General features: G+C 30.9%; 17 protein-coding genes. 2 read left to right on the top strand and 15 right to left on the bottom strand.

The genetic code is table 11. From position 1 onward, the window contains the following. Positions 1-886: 886 nt before the first annotated feature. From ACSVDH_RS12255 to ACSVDH_RS12185, 15 genes are all read right to left on the bottom strand, one after another. Positions 887-2,581 carry a hypothetical protein gene (locus tag ACSVDH_RS12255; protein WP_439249609.1) on the bottom strand — a complete coding sequence of 565 codons (1,695 nt, stop codon included), beginning with the start codon at positions 2,579-2,581 and terminating at the stop codon, positions 887-889. A 360-nt stretch (positions 2,582-2,941) separates the two neighbouring features. Continuing rightward, complete coding sequence (locus ACSVDH_RS12250) at positions 2,942-4,717, bottom strand: ATP-dependent helicase (protein WP_439249608.1); 1,776 nt, start codon at positions 4,715-4,717, stop codon at positions 2,942-2,944. Positions 4,718-4,969: 252 nt separating this feature from the next. Further along, the gene (locus tag ACSVDH_RS12245) at positions 4,970-5,608 is read right to left on the bottom strand and encodes a hypothetical protein (RefSeq protein WP_439249607.1); all 639 of its coding nucleotides are present in this window, start codon (positions 5,606-5,608) and stop codon (positions 4,970-4,972) included. Positions 5,609-5,612: 4 nt separating this feature from the next. Then, positions 5,613-7,814 (bottom strand): AAA family ATPase, encoded by a 2,202-nt coding sequence (locus ACSVDH_RS12240; protein WP_439249606.1) that lies wholly within the window; start codon positions 7,812-7,814, stop codon positions 5,613-5,615. Between the two features lie 26 nt (positions 7,815-7,840). Then, positions 7,841-8,011: a helix-turn-helix domain-containing protein gene (locus ACSVDH_RS12235; protein WP_439249605.1), complete on the bottom strand. Its 171-nt coding sequence runs from the start codon at positions 8,009-8,011 to the stop codon at positions 7,841-7,843. Positions 8,012-8,245: 234 nt separating this feature from the next. Further along, a complete protein-coding gene (locus tag ACSVDH_RS12230) occupies positions 8,246-10,513 on the bottom strand; it encodes an FtsK/SpoIIIE domain-containing protein (protein WP_439249604.1) in 2,268 nt (755 codons plus the stop codon). Between the two features lie 116 nt (positions 10,514-10,629). Continuing rightward, on the bottom strand, positions 10,630-10,815 hold the full coding sequence (locus ACSVDH_RS12225; protein WP_299831313.1) for a hypothetical protein: 186 nt from the start codon (positions 10,813-10,815) through the stop codon (positions 10,630-10,632). Further along, positions 10,816-11,940, bottom strand: a complete 1,125-nt coding sequence (locus ACSVDH_RS12220) for a hypothetical protein (RefSeq protein WP_439249603.1) — start codon at positions 11,938-11,940, stop codon at positions 10,816-10,818. Continuing rightward, a complete protein-coding gene (locus ACSVDH_RS12215; protein WP_439249602.1) occupies positions 11,919-12,446 on the bottom strand; it encodes a hypothetical protein in 528 nt (175 codons plus the stop codon). The genes ACSVDH_RS12220 and ACSVDH_RS12215 overlap by 22 nt, the downstream gene beginning before the upstream one ends. Beyond that, entirely contained in the window at positions 12,394-12,585 is a 192-nt protein-coding gene (locus tag ACSVDH_RS12210; RefSeq protein WP_439249601.1) for a hypothetical protein, read from the bottom strand. The genes ACSVDH_RS12215 and ACSVDH_RS12210 overlap by 53 nt, the downstream gene beginning before the upstream one ends. Before the next feature lies 1 nt (position 12,586). Next, positions 12,587-12,730 carry a hypothetical protein gene (locus tag ACSVDH_RS12205; RefSeq protein WP_439249600.1) on the bottom strand — a complete coding sequence of 48 codons (144 nt, stop codon included), beginning with the start codon at positions 12,728-12,730 and terminating at the stop codon, positions 12,587-12,589. A 132-nt stretch (positions 12,731-12,862) separates the two neighbouring features. After that, entirely contained in the window at positions 12,863-13,291 is a 429-nt protein-coding gene (locus ACSVDH_RS12200) for a helix-turn-helix transcriptional regulator (protein ID WP_439249599.1), read from the bottom strand. 267 nt (positions 13,292-13,558) lie between these two features. Beyond that, entirely contained in the window at positions 13,559-14,143 is a 585-nt protein-coding gene (locus ACSVDH_RS12195) for a M23 family metallopeptidase (RefSeq protein WP_439249598.1), read from the bottom strand. Positions 14,144-14,350: 207 nt separating this feature from the next. Beyond that, the gene (locus tag ACSVDH_RS12190) at positions 14,351-14,587 is read right to left on the bottom strand and encodes a hypothetical protein (RefSeq protein WP_439249596.1); all 237 of its coding nucleotides are present in this window, start codon (positions 14,585-14,587) and stop codon (positions 14,351-14,353) included. Continuing rightward, positions 14,580-15,410, bottom strand: coding sequence for a ParM/StbA family protein (locus ACSVDH_RS12185; RefSeq protein WP_439249595.1), 831 nt, complete (start codon positions 15,408-15,410; stop codon positions 14,580-14,582). Before ACSVDH_RS12185 ends, ACSVDH_RS12190 begins: the two co-directional genes overlap by 8 nt. 360 nt (positions 15,411-15,770) lie before the next feature. Between ACSVDH_RS12185 and ACSVDH_RS12180 the strand changes: the two genes are divergently transcribed. Further along, on the top strand, positions 15,771-15,956 hold the full coding sequence (locus tag ACSVDH_RS12180) for a hypothetical protein (RefSeq protein WP_439249594.1): 186 nt from the start codon (positions 15,771-15,773) through the stop codon (positions 15,954-15,956). 34 nt (positions 15,957-15,990) lie between these two features. After that, positions 15,991-16,887, top strand: a complete 897-nt coding sequence (locus ACSVDH_RS12175; protein ID WP_439249593.1) for a GIY-YIG nuclease family protein — start codon at positions 15,991-15,993, stop codon at positions 16,885-16,887. The last annotated feature ends 17 nt before the right edge of the window (positions 16,888-16,904 follow it).

Genomic DNA, 16,904 nt, shown 5'->3' with positions numbered 1-16,904 from the left:
CCTTTTTAATGTTTTGAGTTGTGAGATAGTCTGATAGCTGTTTAGAATAACAGTAAAAGAAATTTATTTGATCCGTTTTAATTTCCATGTGTTCACCTACTTTCTATGTGTGATTAACTCCAAGAATAGAGTTACTTCTAGTATAACATGATAAGGAATAATTGTATATAGTTTATTTGAAATAAGTTAAATTTATTTATGTTAATTCCAGGTGAACATGATCAAAGATTATAAATGTTAAAGATAAATTAAATACTTATTAACAGTATGTTAGTATCTTTGTGGATAACTTTATACTACTGTGGATTAAATGTGAATAACCTGTGGATAATAAGGGTGATTGATTAACAATTAACACTATGTAAATAGTAAAATGCGAAGAGATAATAATTAACAATAAACGAAATGTTAATAGTAAATCAGATAGAGTCAACGCTTCATGTTACCCCTCGATTTCAGTTTACTGACTTTTAATAAATAGGGTAAAATAGGAAAAATTTTAAATAAATTAGTGAATGAATTGGAAATGCTGCAATATTGGATAAGATTATGAATTAACCCTATAATGAATCTTCTATATCCAATTCAAAGGGTAGTCCGGGGGTATTTTACATATCTAATTGATAGCTATTCTCAGTTATAAGGTCGAGCACTTGTATTCACGTACCTATGCCACTCGACACTCGATAGGAATATGTATCGAAATTTCAATCGAATAACCCTTATAAATACTACATTTTAATCGTCTCAATTTCACCTATTTTTATAAATTCACCTCTAAAATAACTGTAAACCCTTATGATTATTGACTTTGATCGATACACCTCACCCTAAATACAAAAAGAGACGATATAAAACCGTCTCCAACCCTTGATGCATATACGTTTTATTCAATAACCTTTAACTTTTCACGACACCCTAAAAAGTCTTCTTCGATATCACTTGGATACAGATAAATAAATTTATATTCATCATGATTTTTATACTCATCAATTTTCTTCTTCGTTTTATTTATATATTTAATAACTCTGTCCGAATTAGTCCTTCTCTCATCATATAGTCCAAAATATTCAACTACCCAAGTGCCTTTATCAGTATACACGAACCAATCTGGAACATATCTTCCTATTTTTATAGTATCGTTTGCATTTCTTTCGTTATACTTAACATTGTCAAATTCCCCAATAAGAATATTGTGAATTACAGCTTCTTTCTCTGAATCAAACTCTATCTCATACCCTTCTTTAAAATCATTTATATTTAACATATTTGGGTATATTTTATTTATCCATCTATAAAATGATTTATAACCATGTACTGTAATAATATTGAACAGTCTGTTCGCTTTTTTCGCAATTTTGTTTTTAGTTGAACGCTCTGGAATTTTACTAATAGGTATCTTTAAGTCTACTTCTATTACATATTTAAGATCAAATAATATATTTTGTGAATATTTATAATAAGTTGATAAATCATAATCGAATAAGTATCCTGCATATTTTTTATTATTTATATTGACTATAATTTCTAATAACTTATACTTGACCTTACTTAATATTTTCATTTCCTTGAATAAAGAAGCATAGTCAAATTTAATCGGATCATCAATAACTACTTTATTCTCTTCAATATAATTTTTAAATATTATCACCGCATCTTCTACAGAATAATTAACCTCAGTATAAGGGAACAAAGGATAATTCCAAGGAAAAAAATGACAATCAGAAAATAAAAAAGAATATATATCTATCAATTTATAAAATCTATATAGGCCATATAGTTTGAATTCTTTAGTTAACAGGTCTCCAGTTAAATTATTCTTATTTACTTTTCCATTTTCATATAAGTAGCAAATAATTCTAAAATAATCAGACTTGTTCTGAAAACAACCTGGTAATTCTTCAATATGTCCTTTTAAGTAATGCTCATATACTTTAAATAAGTCTCTTTCATTAATTGCTTCATAATAATCTTTACTTTTCTGCATTGCATTGAATTTATCCTTATCAAAATGTCTAAAAATATTAGTTCTGCCAATACAAATATTACATGATTCATTATATCCGTTATTCTTTCTTGAATCAGGATTATAAAATGTATTTGTTAAAGGATGATACTTGTTACATTTGCTACACAATTGAAATTTCAAATCTTTACTTGTCTCAATTTCATGCTGTATTATTTCTTTTGTATATTCATCGTGTTCATTCAAAAAATGAGCAGTCATTTCATCAATAGTACTTTCTTTTAATTTCAATGACTCGATTCCTAGATGAATATGTAATTTATTTTGTTGAATTCTTTTTTCTAAGCTCAATCTTCTGGTCTGAGTCTTACTTAATAATTCTTTTAAAACCTCTTCCTCAATACAATTACATAGTTGTTTACTTCCTGATTTAAAATCCACCTCAAATTCTTTAATGCTATCTCTATATTTATCTTTTACACTTTTAGTAACTAATCCGCCCTTTTGCCTCAATAGCAATTTCTGCGTCACATAACTTATTGGATAATACTTATCACCTCCTTCTTCAATAATAGGAACAACTACATCACCAATTAATACTTCCTTCTGGATCACAAAACCACTCTCCTCTTTTTGTTTATTTATATATGATAAATTTACTTTTATATAATTCTTTGACGTAAAGCAGACCTAACTTAATCTTAACACATATCCAATATCGTGTAAATAGTTTATATTATATTTATTTATTATTTTTCATTCCCCTCTCATATCCCACTCAAACCCTTACCACATCTACATTATCCAGCTATCCATCCCTAATTTTACGATAATCAATTTTCACCCTTACGATTATCTGGTTATATCATCCACTCATCACCTATTCACCTATTCACCTGCCAGGGGGGATATATTTACACCAACTAAAAAAAGGCAGCCCTATACAGACCACCTCCAACAACATATATAATTTACTTATATACCACCAAAGTAATCATTTACAAATTTACTCTCATTACCTATCTGGCTCAAATATAAATTTTCCTTTGATCTAGTCACAGCTACATAAAATAATCTTGCTTCCTCAGCAATATCACTCTTATCATGAGGAAACTTTCCATCCTCAATACCAATAACAAACACATTGTTCCATTCTAATCCCTTACTGCTATGTACTGACATCAACTTTACACTATTCTTCTTAGATTTCTTTTTCGTATTATTACTGTATACATAATTTATAAACTGTTCTAAATCATTCCCTTTTACAAAAGTCTTTAGCACCTCAATACTATTTAACCTGTCATTAATCTCATCAATATTAGAATAATTCTGCTTAATGCCAGTATCCACATTAAAACTCTTCACTATATTGCCAATTAATGTTACAACACTAGCATTCTTATCAACTTGCAACCTCAGTTTATTTATATAACTCTCAAACTCTTTAATACTCTTACTCTGTTTAGCATCATACACATTCATACTAACAAACGCTTCATACATTGATACATCATGTAATCCAGAGTACTGTCTTGCTTTATCCATCACATCATTCTTCATAAACTTTAACGGATAATTTCTAGCTCTAAAAATTGTTTCAAACGCTTGATCGTCATGTGGATTTAGCAGCAATCTAAGGTAAGATAATATTGCTTCAACTTCCTTTAACTTAAAGAACCCACCATCATTTGTAATTTCATAATCAATATTTCTTCTCTTTAATTCATTCTCAACAAAACTGCTATGTAAATTCATACGGTATAATACAGCAATCTCACTTAATTTTTCACCATTGTTTATTAACTCTTGGATCTTATCTACTATCTCTACACCTTCAACTTCCCTATCTAAATATTTCTTTATCTCAATCTCACCATTGTTTTTATTATTTGCTTCAGAATCTACATAATGCTCATAATTAGAAAAATAAGGTTTGATAAATTTATTTGCATTATCAACAATATTGAATGTAGACCGGTAATTCTTATACAAGTTAATTATCGTTGGATTATCCCAATACTTATTAAAGTTAATACAATACTCTATATCCCCAGCTCTCCAAGAATAAATTGCCTGTCTCGGATCAAATAAACAAAAGATATTTCCACTTTGGCATAACTTCTGGAGAATCATATTCTGTACTTTATTACTATCTTGATGTTCATCAACCAATATAAACTCATATGTATATTTCCCTTTATTCTGCTCTAAAACCTCCAAACAAAGCGTTAAATAATCATCAAAGTCATATAGCTCTACTTTCTTCTTTCTCGTCTCATATTCCTTGTAAAACTGTCTAAGCGTATTTTCATCATACGTAGACTCTTTATACACAAAAGCATCGTCATATGATCGTTTGCAGTTCTTCTGATAACTTATATAACTTTTAACATCATCTACATTTACATTCTTATCAATTGCTTTTAGGTAATTATCTGCTTGCCAAGTTTGAATTAACTTTAAGTTATATCCTTCTTGAACAAGAATCCTCCCACAGACTGAATGAAATGTTCCTACATTTACATCACTAAGTCCCATCTTACTTAATTTCTTTTGTAACTCATCTGCTGTTTTACGTGTGAAACTAATGGCTAATATGGATTTCTGCGGTTCATTATGCGTCTCAACTAGACTTTTAATTCTGTTTATCAATACAGTGGATTTACCACTTCCTGCACCGGCTACAACACCACATGCTCCCCTATAAAATTTTATTGCTTCTAATTGCTGATCATTAAAATTTGTCATTAAATCCTCTCCTCTAATCCATATAATTTATTTTTAAAAATACCCTATTTTCCTCTAAGTTTCCTTTATGCAATTATCTCACCTAACCATGCAGGATACGAGTTTCCTTTATGCACTCTTTGAGTTTCCTTTATGCTGCATAAAGAGTACAGTATATAGTAATCTTCTAAGATATAATATATAAGATACATATAAAGATACAGTATCTACAAATCGCAAAAATAAATTTTGCAATTTGCCTCAGAAAATTTTCTAGAACATTTCATTGTTAATTTTATAATGGTTATTGTACCTGTCATAAACTAACTCATCATTTTCATCATATTGATAATCCGTACATAATTTATGCTTTTCAACTTTAATCAACTTTTCCTTTTTCAATAATTCATTTGCACTGGCTATAGTTTTCTTTGACATTTTTAAATTTTTAACTAGCGTATCATATCCTACATAGCAGAAACTCCTATCTTTGTCTTTATCATCTTTGTTAATATGACTCTTATAATAAAACAGCAACCTAAATGCATGTTCATCAATCTTATCTATGTAATCAAACACTTTAGCATTCATTAATGTAAAATGCTTAGAGTCCAACATTTTACTATTGAACTCTATATCTATACACCCACTTCTAGGTAATTTTACTATTTCATTATTGATTAATTTACTTGTATGTAAATTGCTCAGTCTCTTTTTGAATGTCCTGGAATCATTAATCCCTAAGTTGCACATTAACTTTTTATGATCCAATGTTATCTTATCATCTTCATAATTTCTAAAGCGTAAAAAGCACAACTTTACATATAACTGAAACTCACCATTTCCAATTTGTATATCAGAATTCCTCACTATATTTGTAGGAACTCTCACTCGAAGTCCCTTTTTACTCAACTATTCACCCTCCCATCAACATATCTTTTAAATAAGTATTCCTTTGTAGGTTAGCATTTTTCCTCATAGCAAAGTTTAATGTTTCACCCTGTGAGATTATTACCAATAAATCCTTACTTCGTGTACCACCGGTATAAATTAAATTTGCGTTTAACTGAAACTTATGTGCTTTATCTACTACCATAATAACTGCTTTACTTCCCGAACCTTGACTCTTATGTAATGTAATACACCAAGCATGAAGTAATTGTCTTAACTGTTTAAACTCCAATGGCACTTTATCATAATCTAAATCAAGTAACACTTCTTTATTTTCTTTATCAATCTTCTCAATGTATCCAGTTTCACCATTTACAATATCAATTCCTCTGTCTTGCTCATTGAGAATCCCATAAGTATTAACAGTATTCATCACATAATCATTTTCCCTATAAATAAACTCAGGATCTTTACCGTGTCTAATTTCCTCTTTACTATCACTTTCAGGATTAATTATTGCTTGTAAATTTTCATTAATTGCAACTGTACCAAGATTACCTTTCTTCTGTGGAGATAACACCATGATGTCTTCTGGTTTATATTTCTTCAATAACTCATTGTAATAATACTTATATCCACCTTCCATTCTATCTTGAGGTACTGATGCTATAATACAATTATCACCGTATTTTATAATGCCCCACTCATCATTTTTAATAAACTTTTCCTTAAGTCTAATCTTAGTCATGATATCAAGTATCCCACCCTCTTTTTGACGGAATACAATATCTAACATTGTGGTAGGAATAACTTTACTTTCAATACAATCATGTAAGAATAAGCCACAGTTTACACTTGGAATTTGGAACGAATCACCCACAAATAATATTCTAGTTTTCTCAGGATTGATTCTGTCTAATAATTGACTTGCCAACTTTACATCGACCATTGAAGCCTCATCCACAATGACATAATCTTCCTCGAAGTAATTGTTATCATCTTCATTTTCTTCGTTTTCTTCTTTATCTGATCCTTTAAGTATTGCTTTGTGTACAGTCATGGTTTTACGGTTAGTGTATTCGGCTAGTACACGACTCGCTTTTCCCGTTGGGGCAAGCAATAAATATTTCATTCCCAGTTCTTCCAATAAAGCAATAACTAACTTCTGTAATGCCGATTTTCCGCAGCCGGCAAAACCTACAAGTAAATTAACATTATACTTTTTAATGTTGTAAAAGAATTGTTTCTGTTGATCAGTAAGTTTCATATTGTTTTCTTTTTCTTGTCTAGCTATAAACTTCTCTACATCAAAATTCAACTCTGTAGAATCTTTAACCATTTGTTTTAAAATATTAGCCACATTCTTTTCAGCTAAGTAAGTTTTCTTAACTGCTACTGAATCACCATAGATTCCTATACTGTCAGTTTCGTATATTTGTTCAGTAATTAACGCATGAGATATACCTAATAATTGATATGCTTCCTCAATGAGTCTATCTTGTTTAATGTATGTATGACCTTCTTTTTCATTTTCTTCAACAAGGTGCTCAATTGCAGCAACAATTCTTTCCTTGCTATCCCTTGGATATTTCATTTTCATTGCCACATCATCGGCCTTCTTGAATCCAATTCCTCTTACAGCTAATAAATTATATGGACACTCTTTAACCTTTTGAACAACTAGTTTACTTGAATTATAATGTTTAACAAGTTTGATAATAAAGTTTGGATTGATATCATACTGACCTAAAAATTCCATTGCTTCCCTGTATTCAACATTTTCTTCAACCTTATTCTTTATTCGGTTAATTATCTTCTTACCAACGCCTTTAATCTTATCAACATCAATCTGATTGTTCACAATTAAACTGATAACATCTTGATTAGGATATACTTCATATATAGCATCTACATATCTAGGTGCAACAATTTGATTTAAATAGACCCTTTGTTTGTTTACATCTTTAGGTATATCTTCAAATATGCTTCGTACCTCATAATATTTTGAATTCCTCTTTTTATCAAAGCATTCAACAAGACTCGCATTATATTCCATTCTCAAAGTTAATCTTGGTAGCACTCCAACAATCAAAAAATTTCCATACACCTTATCTAACTCAACTTTGTCTGTATCATTAGTTACGCATGAATATCCTGCTTTACTAGTAATATCGTTATACCACAACTCTTTAATCGGTCTCAATTTAACCTGGATTTGCTCACTCAATAATTTCCACTCCTTTTATATTTAGTTTACTTTTGTTTACCAATATTCAATAATTTATGTAATTTCATTAATCTTTCTGGCGCTAAATTTCTTTCACCCTTAAGAAACAATGACAGCATTGATTTACTTACTCCTATGTAATCTGCAACAAACCTATGTTTTAATCCTCTTGAGTCTATGATATTTCTGTACTGCATATCTATCCTCCTTTCGTGTGTACTAACGTTTACAGCTTAACGTTAGTATCATTGTATATTAAATTCACTTGTGTGGCAATATATAAATAAATTAAATATGTAAAAATATTTTAAACCTCCCACAACCCTCATCTCGCTCTTTTAATCTCTCAGGCTATAAATACCTTCCCTCCCATTTAAAACGCTCAGATCAAACTCCTGCGTCCCCAAAACAACAAATAAGGCCATAACTAATTATGACCTCCACTTATCCAACTCTTCCTCCCCAGCAATCAATTGATAACCTTTATTTTTAGTTTCAGGTTTCTCTAGCCAACCTTCCAAAACTAATTGCTGCATCAAGTCAGATACAATGTTCATTTTTATCCCCATTTCCTTGCGCAACTCGCCAACCCTTGTTTCACCGGACTCGGCAATTATCCGTTTCAATCTATCTAGGTCGCTTTCTTTCTCTATCTCTGGCAGATCCAACTCTTCAATCTGTTCACCTTTGTATAATTTCTTAAGATTGTTAAATGTCTTCTCTTCCTCATTCTCATCCAATGTTATAACAGGTGCTTGGAATCTTATAAATTCTTCTGTCTGAGCTACATATTTTACTACTCCGTCCCCAAATCCCAATAAATTCCTATAAGGTATCCCCGTTCCAAATACAGTTTTGTATTCATTGCTATTGTCTAATTTAAATGAGATTCTAGAAGGTAAATTGGTTTTAAGCGTATTGCTCATGACATCTTTGTTTGGTGTCTGTGTTGCAATAATCAAATGAATACCTGAAGCTCTCGCTTTCTGTCCCAGCCGTTCAATTTTGCTTTCTACCTCTGCATACTGCATACGCAAGTCATTATATTCGTCTATCACACAGATAATATAAGGCATCTTGGATTTACTTTGCCTATTGTATGCAGCGATATTCTTAACGCCTTTCTTAGACATTTTATCGTATCTGTTTTCCATTTCATTTATTAGACCGTCTAGTTTTCCAATTGCTTCTTCCATATCTTTAATTACTTTTCCTTCTACATGGGGCAATCCTTCATATAGCGTCAATTCAACTTTCTTTGGATCAATTAAAACTAACCTTAGTTCATTTGGTGATTTAAGCAACATCAACGTCATTAAGACAGAGTTCATGAAAACCGATTTTCCACTGTTTGTTCCCCCAACAATTAATAAGTGGGGGGCTTTGGTTAAGCATTTAAATACCGGTTGATTATACATATCTAGACCACATACAAAAGGAAGTGGATTATCTTGTGCAAAATCTTGAAACTCTTTACTCTCCAATAATTCTTTAAGGTAAATAATATCACGTTGCTGACAAGGAATTAAAAATGTAACTGTATTAGCTTCTTTGCCTTGAATAATATTTATATCAGATCCTAATGCTGAATTAATATCATTGTGTCTATTCTTAATATCTGTGTAAACATGGTCTTTTGGTATCTTAAATGTTATCCTTTGTACTGTTGCCCCTAATTCTACATCTAATATTTCAATCTTATCCGTCTTAGTTGCTCTGGCTTTCTTTAATGCTCCAGGTAATTGTGCAATTATTTCATGATCAACTTCTCTGTCTTTTTTAACTCCAATAGGCAACAAGTCAAAATTATTGATTTTCGTTGCAGACTTCTTGACTCCATCCATCCTTTCTAGAATCGCTTCCTGTTTAGTTGCAATTTGCTCACTTGATAGGATGCTCAATAACTCAGTTTCACTGATTAACTGATCTTTTGAGATAGGAGAGAACCTTCTATTCAAAAAGTTATCAATAAACTGCTTCTTATTTCTATCCTTGAAGAATCGCAAACAATTAAAAAAGTCATATTCTTTTAGCAGATCGCTTAATTCATTTTCAAATGTGTCAAAGTCATCGCCAGTGTTAATTATTCTAAATTCAAATCGATATCCATTGTCAAGAATTTTATTGCTAATTTTCTTTACTTCTTTTCTATTAGTATTTGTACCACTAACTTTGTTTAACACATTGAGAATGGAACGCTGCATGCTTCTTTGTACACGTTTTGCACTTGGGAAGTCATTACCTCTAAGATATTCTTCATATTGGTCAATAAATATCTCTCTCCAATTGTCTTGACGTAATGTAATAAGGCATTGTATTAATAATTCACTGTTTTTCTGTTGTAAAAGTGATAAATCCTGTAATAACGATGCTTCATTTTCAGTAAAAATGGGTAAAAATGATGGATTTGTAAGCTCAATACTGTAGCAATGGAGGTGTTTTAGGCTATTTTTCAAGTAATTATAATCTCTATAGCACTCTTCTCCAAGAGTTTCACGGAAAAATGGAGGTGTAACAACGTAATTTTCAATAAATGTATCGTTGGCAACTACTTCAAAAGAGAAAATGCCCTCTCCTAACAAGTCAGATGTTAAGAGAGGAAGTGTTATTTCTTCGTTAAAAGAGTCAACTAGTCGGACTATATTTGATGAATTGGTGCGGTTAGTAGTATTTATTTTATTTTTGAATACCTTAAGCATGTTGATCAATGACTTTCCAAATTGTTTTTGAGTTAATATACATTACAATTGTATTTGCTACTACAACTGTAGTATTTAATAAGATTATAGTTTCTAAGACACCCATTCTTATCCTCCTATGCAGTTAGACTTAATATTTCGCAAGCTTCAGCGAATGAGATTCCATGGTTATATGTTCCAAAGTAGTATCTATCTTCAACTATATTGTAAATAACACAATCTCCTTCATGAGTAAATGTGAAATAAGTTACTTCATCGAAATCTTGTTCCCAAGTTAAAATAATCTTCTCTTTAGTTAGCATTTATTTTCTCTCCTTTAAAAACTTTAAAGTTTTCAATTTTTTCAAAGTAACAGTATCATAAACATCTTTAGCTGTTTTTACTGAGCCGAACAATGAATCTTCAATATCATTACCTGTGTCAACTCTTGATTTAACAAATGAAGGTACATTTGTCATTCTAGCAAGACCGCCAATAATAACTAGGAATTTAGCAATTAACCCTACACCAGTGACTATATTTGCTGTTCCAAATATGAATACTCCCATTAAACAGATGTAAATTGCATAGATTAGTTGAGTTTGTGCAAGCAATTTAACGTTTGACCACCATTTATTAAAGTAATGTTTGTAATCATCAAATATCCAGGCAGTAAGACTTAGAGGTGTTAAAGCTGATAAACACATTAGATCCCAATAACGTCTGCCAGTTTGTAGAATTATAGGAATTAGTAATGCTACAACAATTACATCAAATGCCAATAGTAATAATGTGTCTAGGAATCCGATATTCATAAGAGGTATTTGAATCTTACTGAACAAATTGAAACCGGATATTTCATTTGCTCCAATTTTTGATATTGCCTTTGTTAATTCATTAATTAGTTCAAATGATTTTTCAAATAGAAATGGTGCAAATCCAGCTCCAACTATTGACAAAGAATAACGCTTCAATATCTTTTTTACATCTGTATTTTTCTTCTTAAGCATCTTTTTAATTCCTTCAACCATTGTTAGGATTGTTACTATGAGAATTGAAATTCCTGCAAATACAAGTGAAGTGTCTTTGATAAATGAATTGTTAAATAGAAAAAGTGGAGTGTGTAGAACAGTTACAGTGAGTAATTCGTAGATTTTAGATAATAATTCAACAGAATAATGTGGTAAATTACTAGGTAAATTAATGAGCCAATCAGTAATGCTAACAAGCACATCGCCAATTTTACCCCAAACTTCAAAAAACTCTTTCGTTCCTTCCCATGAACCACCACCTTCAATGACTTTTTCGTTAATTAGAATTCCACGTTTTTGAGTAATGATTTCACTCAATGAGGCTGCTTTTGCCTTATTAATAGATGTAAATAAGAATGCAGTAGATGCTACTCCAAAAGGAATTGATATTCGTTTTAGAAAGGTTTTACGAACCATTGTGAGAATTCTGAAGTTCCGAACAGTAGATAGGCTAGAAATGCTATTGTAATTATCAGAACTGGTGCGAGAAGTGTTTGCACGTAACCTTTGAGTATATCTGTAGTCCATTCTGTTGCTTCTTTTGATTTCCTTAGCATTCTGTATGCTCCGGCCAACTGTGAAAGTATTATTGCGAGTATTGTTGATACTGCTGCACAAATTCCTATTAAGTACATTCCTATTTTCATTATGTCTGTTGTCATTATTGCTGTCGTTGGTGTTGCTGCAAATACAGGACTGACTAGCATTAAACTTGATATTGATGCTGTTAGGGTTGCTTTTGCAATTGTGTAAAGCACTTTTTTCTTCTTGCTGGGTAACTTTTTCACCTCCCTTTCGATACTTTCTATTAAAAAAGTCTGGTTTTCAAATGATTCATTAAGATTAATTTCTTTATAAGGATTAATATAATTAACTTCTTGATCCAATTCTTTCACGGAGAGATTTAATTTCATCTGACTCATGTGAGTTACTTCCTTTCTTTTTAGTCTTCAATTCAAATGTATTAAAATACTTAACTCCTGAAATAATTCCTGTTGAAATTCCTAGCATCGTGGCAATTTTTAAAATTGATAATGCAACAACTGTAGCACCCATATCCATGTTAAAACCCTCCTGCTTTGTAATATTTATATCCTTTTGTTTTTGATGAAAGTTTAATTTTTGTAGATTTTTTAGTTGTTTTATATGTTAAGTACGTTGAAACTCCTACACATGCTAATTGTAAACTAATTAAAGTCGTTATCATTTTAATTTCCTCCCGATCTGTTGTTATTTCTTAACTAATATATCTATACTCAATATTACTCAAATGGAAAATTGTCCTATGCGTTATTTCTGAAAAAATTCTAGAAAAGTTTGGAAAAGAAAAATGACACTTTCAATTAGTGTCACGGTAGAATAACTCTTCAATTGGAGGACATCCCAATGCTATCCATATACGTAAAAAATAGTCCATTGAAGGTTGATTTCTATTTGATAAGATATTACTAAGAGCCCCTGGTTCTATACCAGTTAGCGCAGCAATATCTTTTTGCTTCATTTGTTGTCCAATCATGTATTCCTTGATAGTGTTTTTTAACTTGCTATTGGAATTTAATTTGTATGTTTCTTCGCTAATAACAAATGAATGAATAGTCATTAACCTATTTATATAGTGATTAATTGCAGACTTAATAAAATCTTCATAGTTTGATGGTAAGTCAAATTCTTCATACTTCATTAGAGTTTTATAGTAGCCAAGCAGTTCATCAATCTCTTTGAGCGTTTCTTGCTTTAAAACAATGTTAATCCCAACTTTATTTTCCATGTATACAAACACCTCCTAATGTACAAACTAATTCTAAATCAAAGCCAAAGGACTGATAACATATGTCGCAACGTTCTCCTAAAGAAGATCAACTAATTAAAATTTCAGAGCAAAATAATAAAGGTGGAAAAAACCGTTAATAATATATCTTAAAAGAAACGAGGTAATAATATGCCAATGAACTTTGGATTTACTGCATATGAAAAACCACAATGGGAAATTAAACTAGAAGATCTTAGTCAACGGATAATTGATGAGACTGGTTTATCAAGAGAAAAATTGAAACAAGTTTTGCAAGTAATGTATGATGTTGACGTAATCAAATGACTTAAGTAAGTAAATTATATTTAACTTTAAACTTTGGAAAAGTTCGCCATACATGTTTGATGATTCTTTAAATAAATCAGAAAAAGAAAATGATGGTGTAGTAGTTAGTGTGATTGTCTTATTTTTAATGCTGGCTAAAAACTGTGGGTTGTTCATATTTTGGATGAATTCGATGTTCGAGGAAGGATCAACAAACCTTCCTCCTTCTTTTACTCCAAAATGTAGATGAGCTCCGGTTGAGTGGCCGGTATTTCCTGAATAACCAATTAACTGACCAGCATCCACATGTTGCCCTTCTTTAACTGAAAACTTTGATAAATGACCATAGATATAAGTACGCCCATCCTCAGCCTCAATTAAAACCGTCTTCCCTGCGTTGGTATCCCCAAAATTTTTTACATGAATTACACCTTCCTTAATTGCTCTCAATGGTTCACCCTCAGCCATCTTAAAATCCACCCCAGTATGAGGATGATTTCTGAATCCCTCTTGCTGTAAATATCGTGATGTTATTTTATAACTCATTACATAACTCTCCTTGATTATTATTTTTCTAGTAAATCAAATCTGTAGTCAAATTACCGAGATCGCTCTCGCACTGAAAATATACTTACCCAATCAAACCCTTCTTACCCGAAGGGGTAATTACATGGGTAATTAGGATTCGGTAATAAAAAACGACCTCTCGGTAATTTGATCGGTAAATAGAAAATGGTATATTAATAAATTAAATTACAAAAGATTCTTCATTAGATTAGTATCAAATATAGGGCTGTCTACAGTCTCATTTGAGTGATTAATATACTCGTCTTGCTGAACGGATTGGTTAGGATTTATTCCGTTAATATGATTCTGTATAAGCTTCTTAACAAACTTCGAAAAGTTAGGGTACTGCTGTGAATATGCATACATTTCGTATTCCCAAGGATCACTTGTGTTGAAATAAACGGATTTAACTTTTCTACTCATAAACATTCACTCCAATATTGTAAAAAGCAATTGCATTAGCATAGATAGGATCTTGAATTCTACGGTTAAAGATTGGATCTAATAACTGTACATTGGGATAGAATTGCTTCATTAAATGTTCAATTAGATTTGCAGCACCTCCAACTAAATAAACCTGATCTTCTTTTTTCCATTTCTTCAGTGTTTCAGTAGCAATACCTCTTGCTAATGCCTCAATATCATTAGACTTATTTGTGTTCATACCATAAGGCAACGTTCCTGAATCCTTATCAATAAACCTTCCATCTAAAACTGTTGCATAATTGGTTGTTCCAGAACCTAGATCAATTATTCTTGTAAGACCTTCCTTTGGGTTTGCCCAGAAACTGGACACTCCTTCAGCAGCTACATTTACTACATTTATATTAATTTTCTTTTTAATTCCATTTACAGTGATTATGTGTTTTCCCTGGAGTATTTTCTTCAATTTCTCCTTTTCTGATGGAGTGTGCTTGGAAATTGGTTGGCCGACAATGATTTGAAAGTTGTAATCTTCAACATTGTACAAGGTTAAATATCGGTGAATACCAAGAAGAACTCTCAATTTAGTGTCTTCATGAGCCTTAGAATCACCCATAATTGCACCGGAAAACTCTGATTCATATTTTGCTAAAGATCCAGCGAAACCATATCTCCCTTCATATTCAAATACCATGTCGTCTTCCCCATGCACTTGCTCCAGGTTAATACTTCTCCCCTCTCCAATGTCAGATAAGAATTTAATCAAACCATATTTACCTGCTATTTTGACTTCATTATTACCGGCATCAATTCCAAGTATCATAAAAAACTCCTCCCTTATTATAAAAAAGTCATACTTTTTTATGACTTTTGTAAGACAGACAAGTTAAAAAGTTGAAACATCATAGAAAAATCATAGAAAAGTCTTACTTTTGTCATACACAGTACATTCATATGTATTGGGACGCTAACGCTTGCAAGTCCCTTTTAAAAAATTACAACTTATTATATAGAAAGTTTTGAAATTAAATAATAAAGATAAATTAATCATGTTTTACCCTTGACATAAATAAATTAATCATGTATATTAAGAGTAAGCTACACGAACAAGTGGTGCATACATAATAAAATGTTCGTTTTACTTAAATAGATTTGTATCTTAATAGGATTGGAGGTGGACATTGTGACTAAACGGAGATGGACGAAAAGTGATCTTATCGCTTTCCTTGAAGATAAGATTCAGATGGAAACAGCAACACAAGATGAAATGGAGTACTATGAGAATTACATATGGAATAATGAATTAGAAGTAAATTATACATATAAAAAATTAATCAGAGAAATGAAAAAAGAATACATGGGGAACTAATACTTCCCCTCTAAATAAAAAGGGTGAGGAAAAAGTGGATGACTTACTAGTTAAAGATCCTTATGGTTTTATTTACATTACAACAAATATGAAAAATGGCAAGAAATACATTGGACAAAAGAAATTTGATAGTGGCTCAAGATGGAAATCTTATCTTGGTAGTGGTTTCCACTTAATGAGAGCAATTGAAAAATACGGAAAAGAGAATTTTTCCCGTGAAATCATAGACTACGCATATTCAGAAGAAGAATTAAATGCTATTGAAGAAGCATGGATTAAAAAATACAATGCGGTAGAAAATAATAATTTTTACAATATGGTTGAAGGTGGGAAAGTTCAAGAGTCTCTAAAAAAGAAAAATTCTATCCCTGTTATCTGTATTTATAATGGTTACATATTCCGATCAATAACAGATGCGTCTAAATGGTCTGGATACACCACTTTAACAATTAAAAAATCATATAAGAAAATGCACATTCTTAATAATAAAAACGAGAAGTTAATTTTCAGACCAATTACAGAGGTAATCGAAGGTTGTATTTTATGCTGCATCTGTGGAGAAAATTTTATTAAAAGAAGCAACTCAAATAAAAAATGTAACCACTGTTCGAAATTAAAAGGCAAATTAATAGTTGACCATGATTTTAACAAAAGTAATAAATCTAATGTTGAAATATATAAATTTACAGATAGTTGGGTAATAAACAAAATAAAATTGAATGACAAAAGACAGAGTAAAGTAGGTAATAAAAAAGTATTTGATAGACTAGAAGAATCAAAGGGTCAGATATTATACTTGTACATTCAAGAAAAACTCCCCATAACTAACATTGTTAAAGAAATTAAAATTCCTGGGTTGAATAATAAAACATTGGAATATGCACTATTAAATTGGGGAGAAAAGATTAGAAAAAGAAATAAGATTTATTAGTGTAAAATCCTAAAGGA

This window comes from Metabacillus sp. Hm71, from assembly GCF_051842955.2.
Classification (GTDB): Bacteria; Bacillota; Bacilli; order Bacillales; family Bacillaceae; genus Metabacillus.
This window is presented reverse-complemented; position numbering and strand designations above follow the sequence as displayed.

What these genes read in the sequence shown, in the direction of transcription:
- ACSVDH_RS12190 (WP_439249596.1), bottom strand. Translation starts at nt 14,587, where the DNA reads ATGAGTAGAAAAGTTAAATCCGTTTATTTCAACACAAGTGATCCTTGG.
- ACSVDH_RS12225 (WP_299831313.1), bottom strand. Translation starts at nt 10,815, where the DNA reads ATGCTAACTAAAGAGAAGATTATTTTAACTTGGGAACAAGATTTCGAT.
- ACSVDH_RS12215 (WP_439249602.1), bottom strand. Translation starts at nt 12,446, where the DNA reads ATGAGTCAGATGAAATTAAATCTCTCCGTGAAAGAATTGGATCAAGAA.
- ACSVDH_RS12220 (WP_439249603.1), bottom strand. Translation starts at nt 11,940, where the DNA reads ATGGTTCGTAAAACCTTTCTAAAACGAATATCAATTCCTTTTGGAGTA.
- ACSVDH_RS12185 (WP_439249595.1), bottom strand. Translation starts at nt 15,410, where the DNA reads ATGATACTTGGAATTGATGCCGGTAATAATGAAGTCAAAATAGCAGGT.
- ACSVDH_RS12210 (WP_439249601.1), bottom strand. Translation starts at nt 12,585, where the DNA reads ATGGATATGGGTGCTACAGTTGTTGCATTATCAATTTTAAAAATTGCC.
- ACSVDH_RS12195 (WP_439249598.1), bottom strand. Translation starts at nt 14,143, where the DNA reads ATGAGTTATAAAATAACATCACGATATTTACAGCAAGAGGGATTCAGA.
- ACSVDH_RS12230 (WP_439249604.1), bottom strand. Translation starts at nt 10,513, where the DNA reads ATGCTTAAGGTATTCAAAAATAAAATAAATACTACTAACCGCACCAAT.
- ACSVDH_RS12250 (WP_439249608.1), bottom strand. Translation starts at nt 4,717, where the DNA reads ATGACAAATTTTAATGATCAGCAATTAGAAGCAATAAAATTTTATAGG.
- ACSVDH_RS12200 (WP_439249599.1), bottom strand. Translation starts at nt 13,291, where the DNA reads ATGGAAAATAAAGTTGGGATTAACATTGTTTTAAAGCAAGAAACGCTC.
- ACSVDH_RS12235 (WP_439249605.1), bottom strand. Translation starts at nt 8,011, where the DNA reads ATGCAGTACAGAAATATCATAGACTCAAGAGGATTAAAACATAGGTTT.
- ACSVDH_RS12205 (WP_439249600.1), bottom strand. Translation starts at nt 12,730, where the DNA reads ATGATAACGACTTTAATTAGTTTACAATTAGCATGTGTAGGAGTTTCA.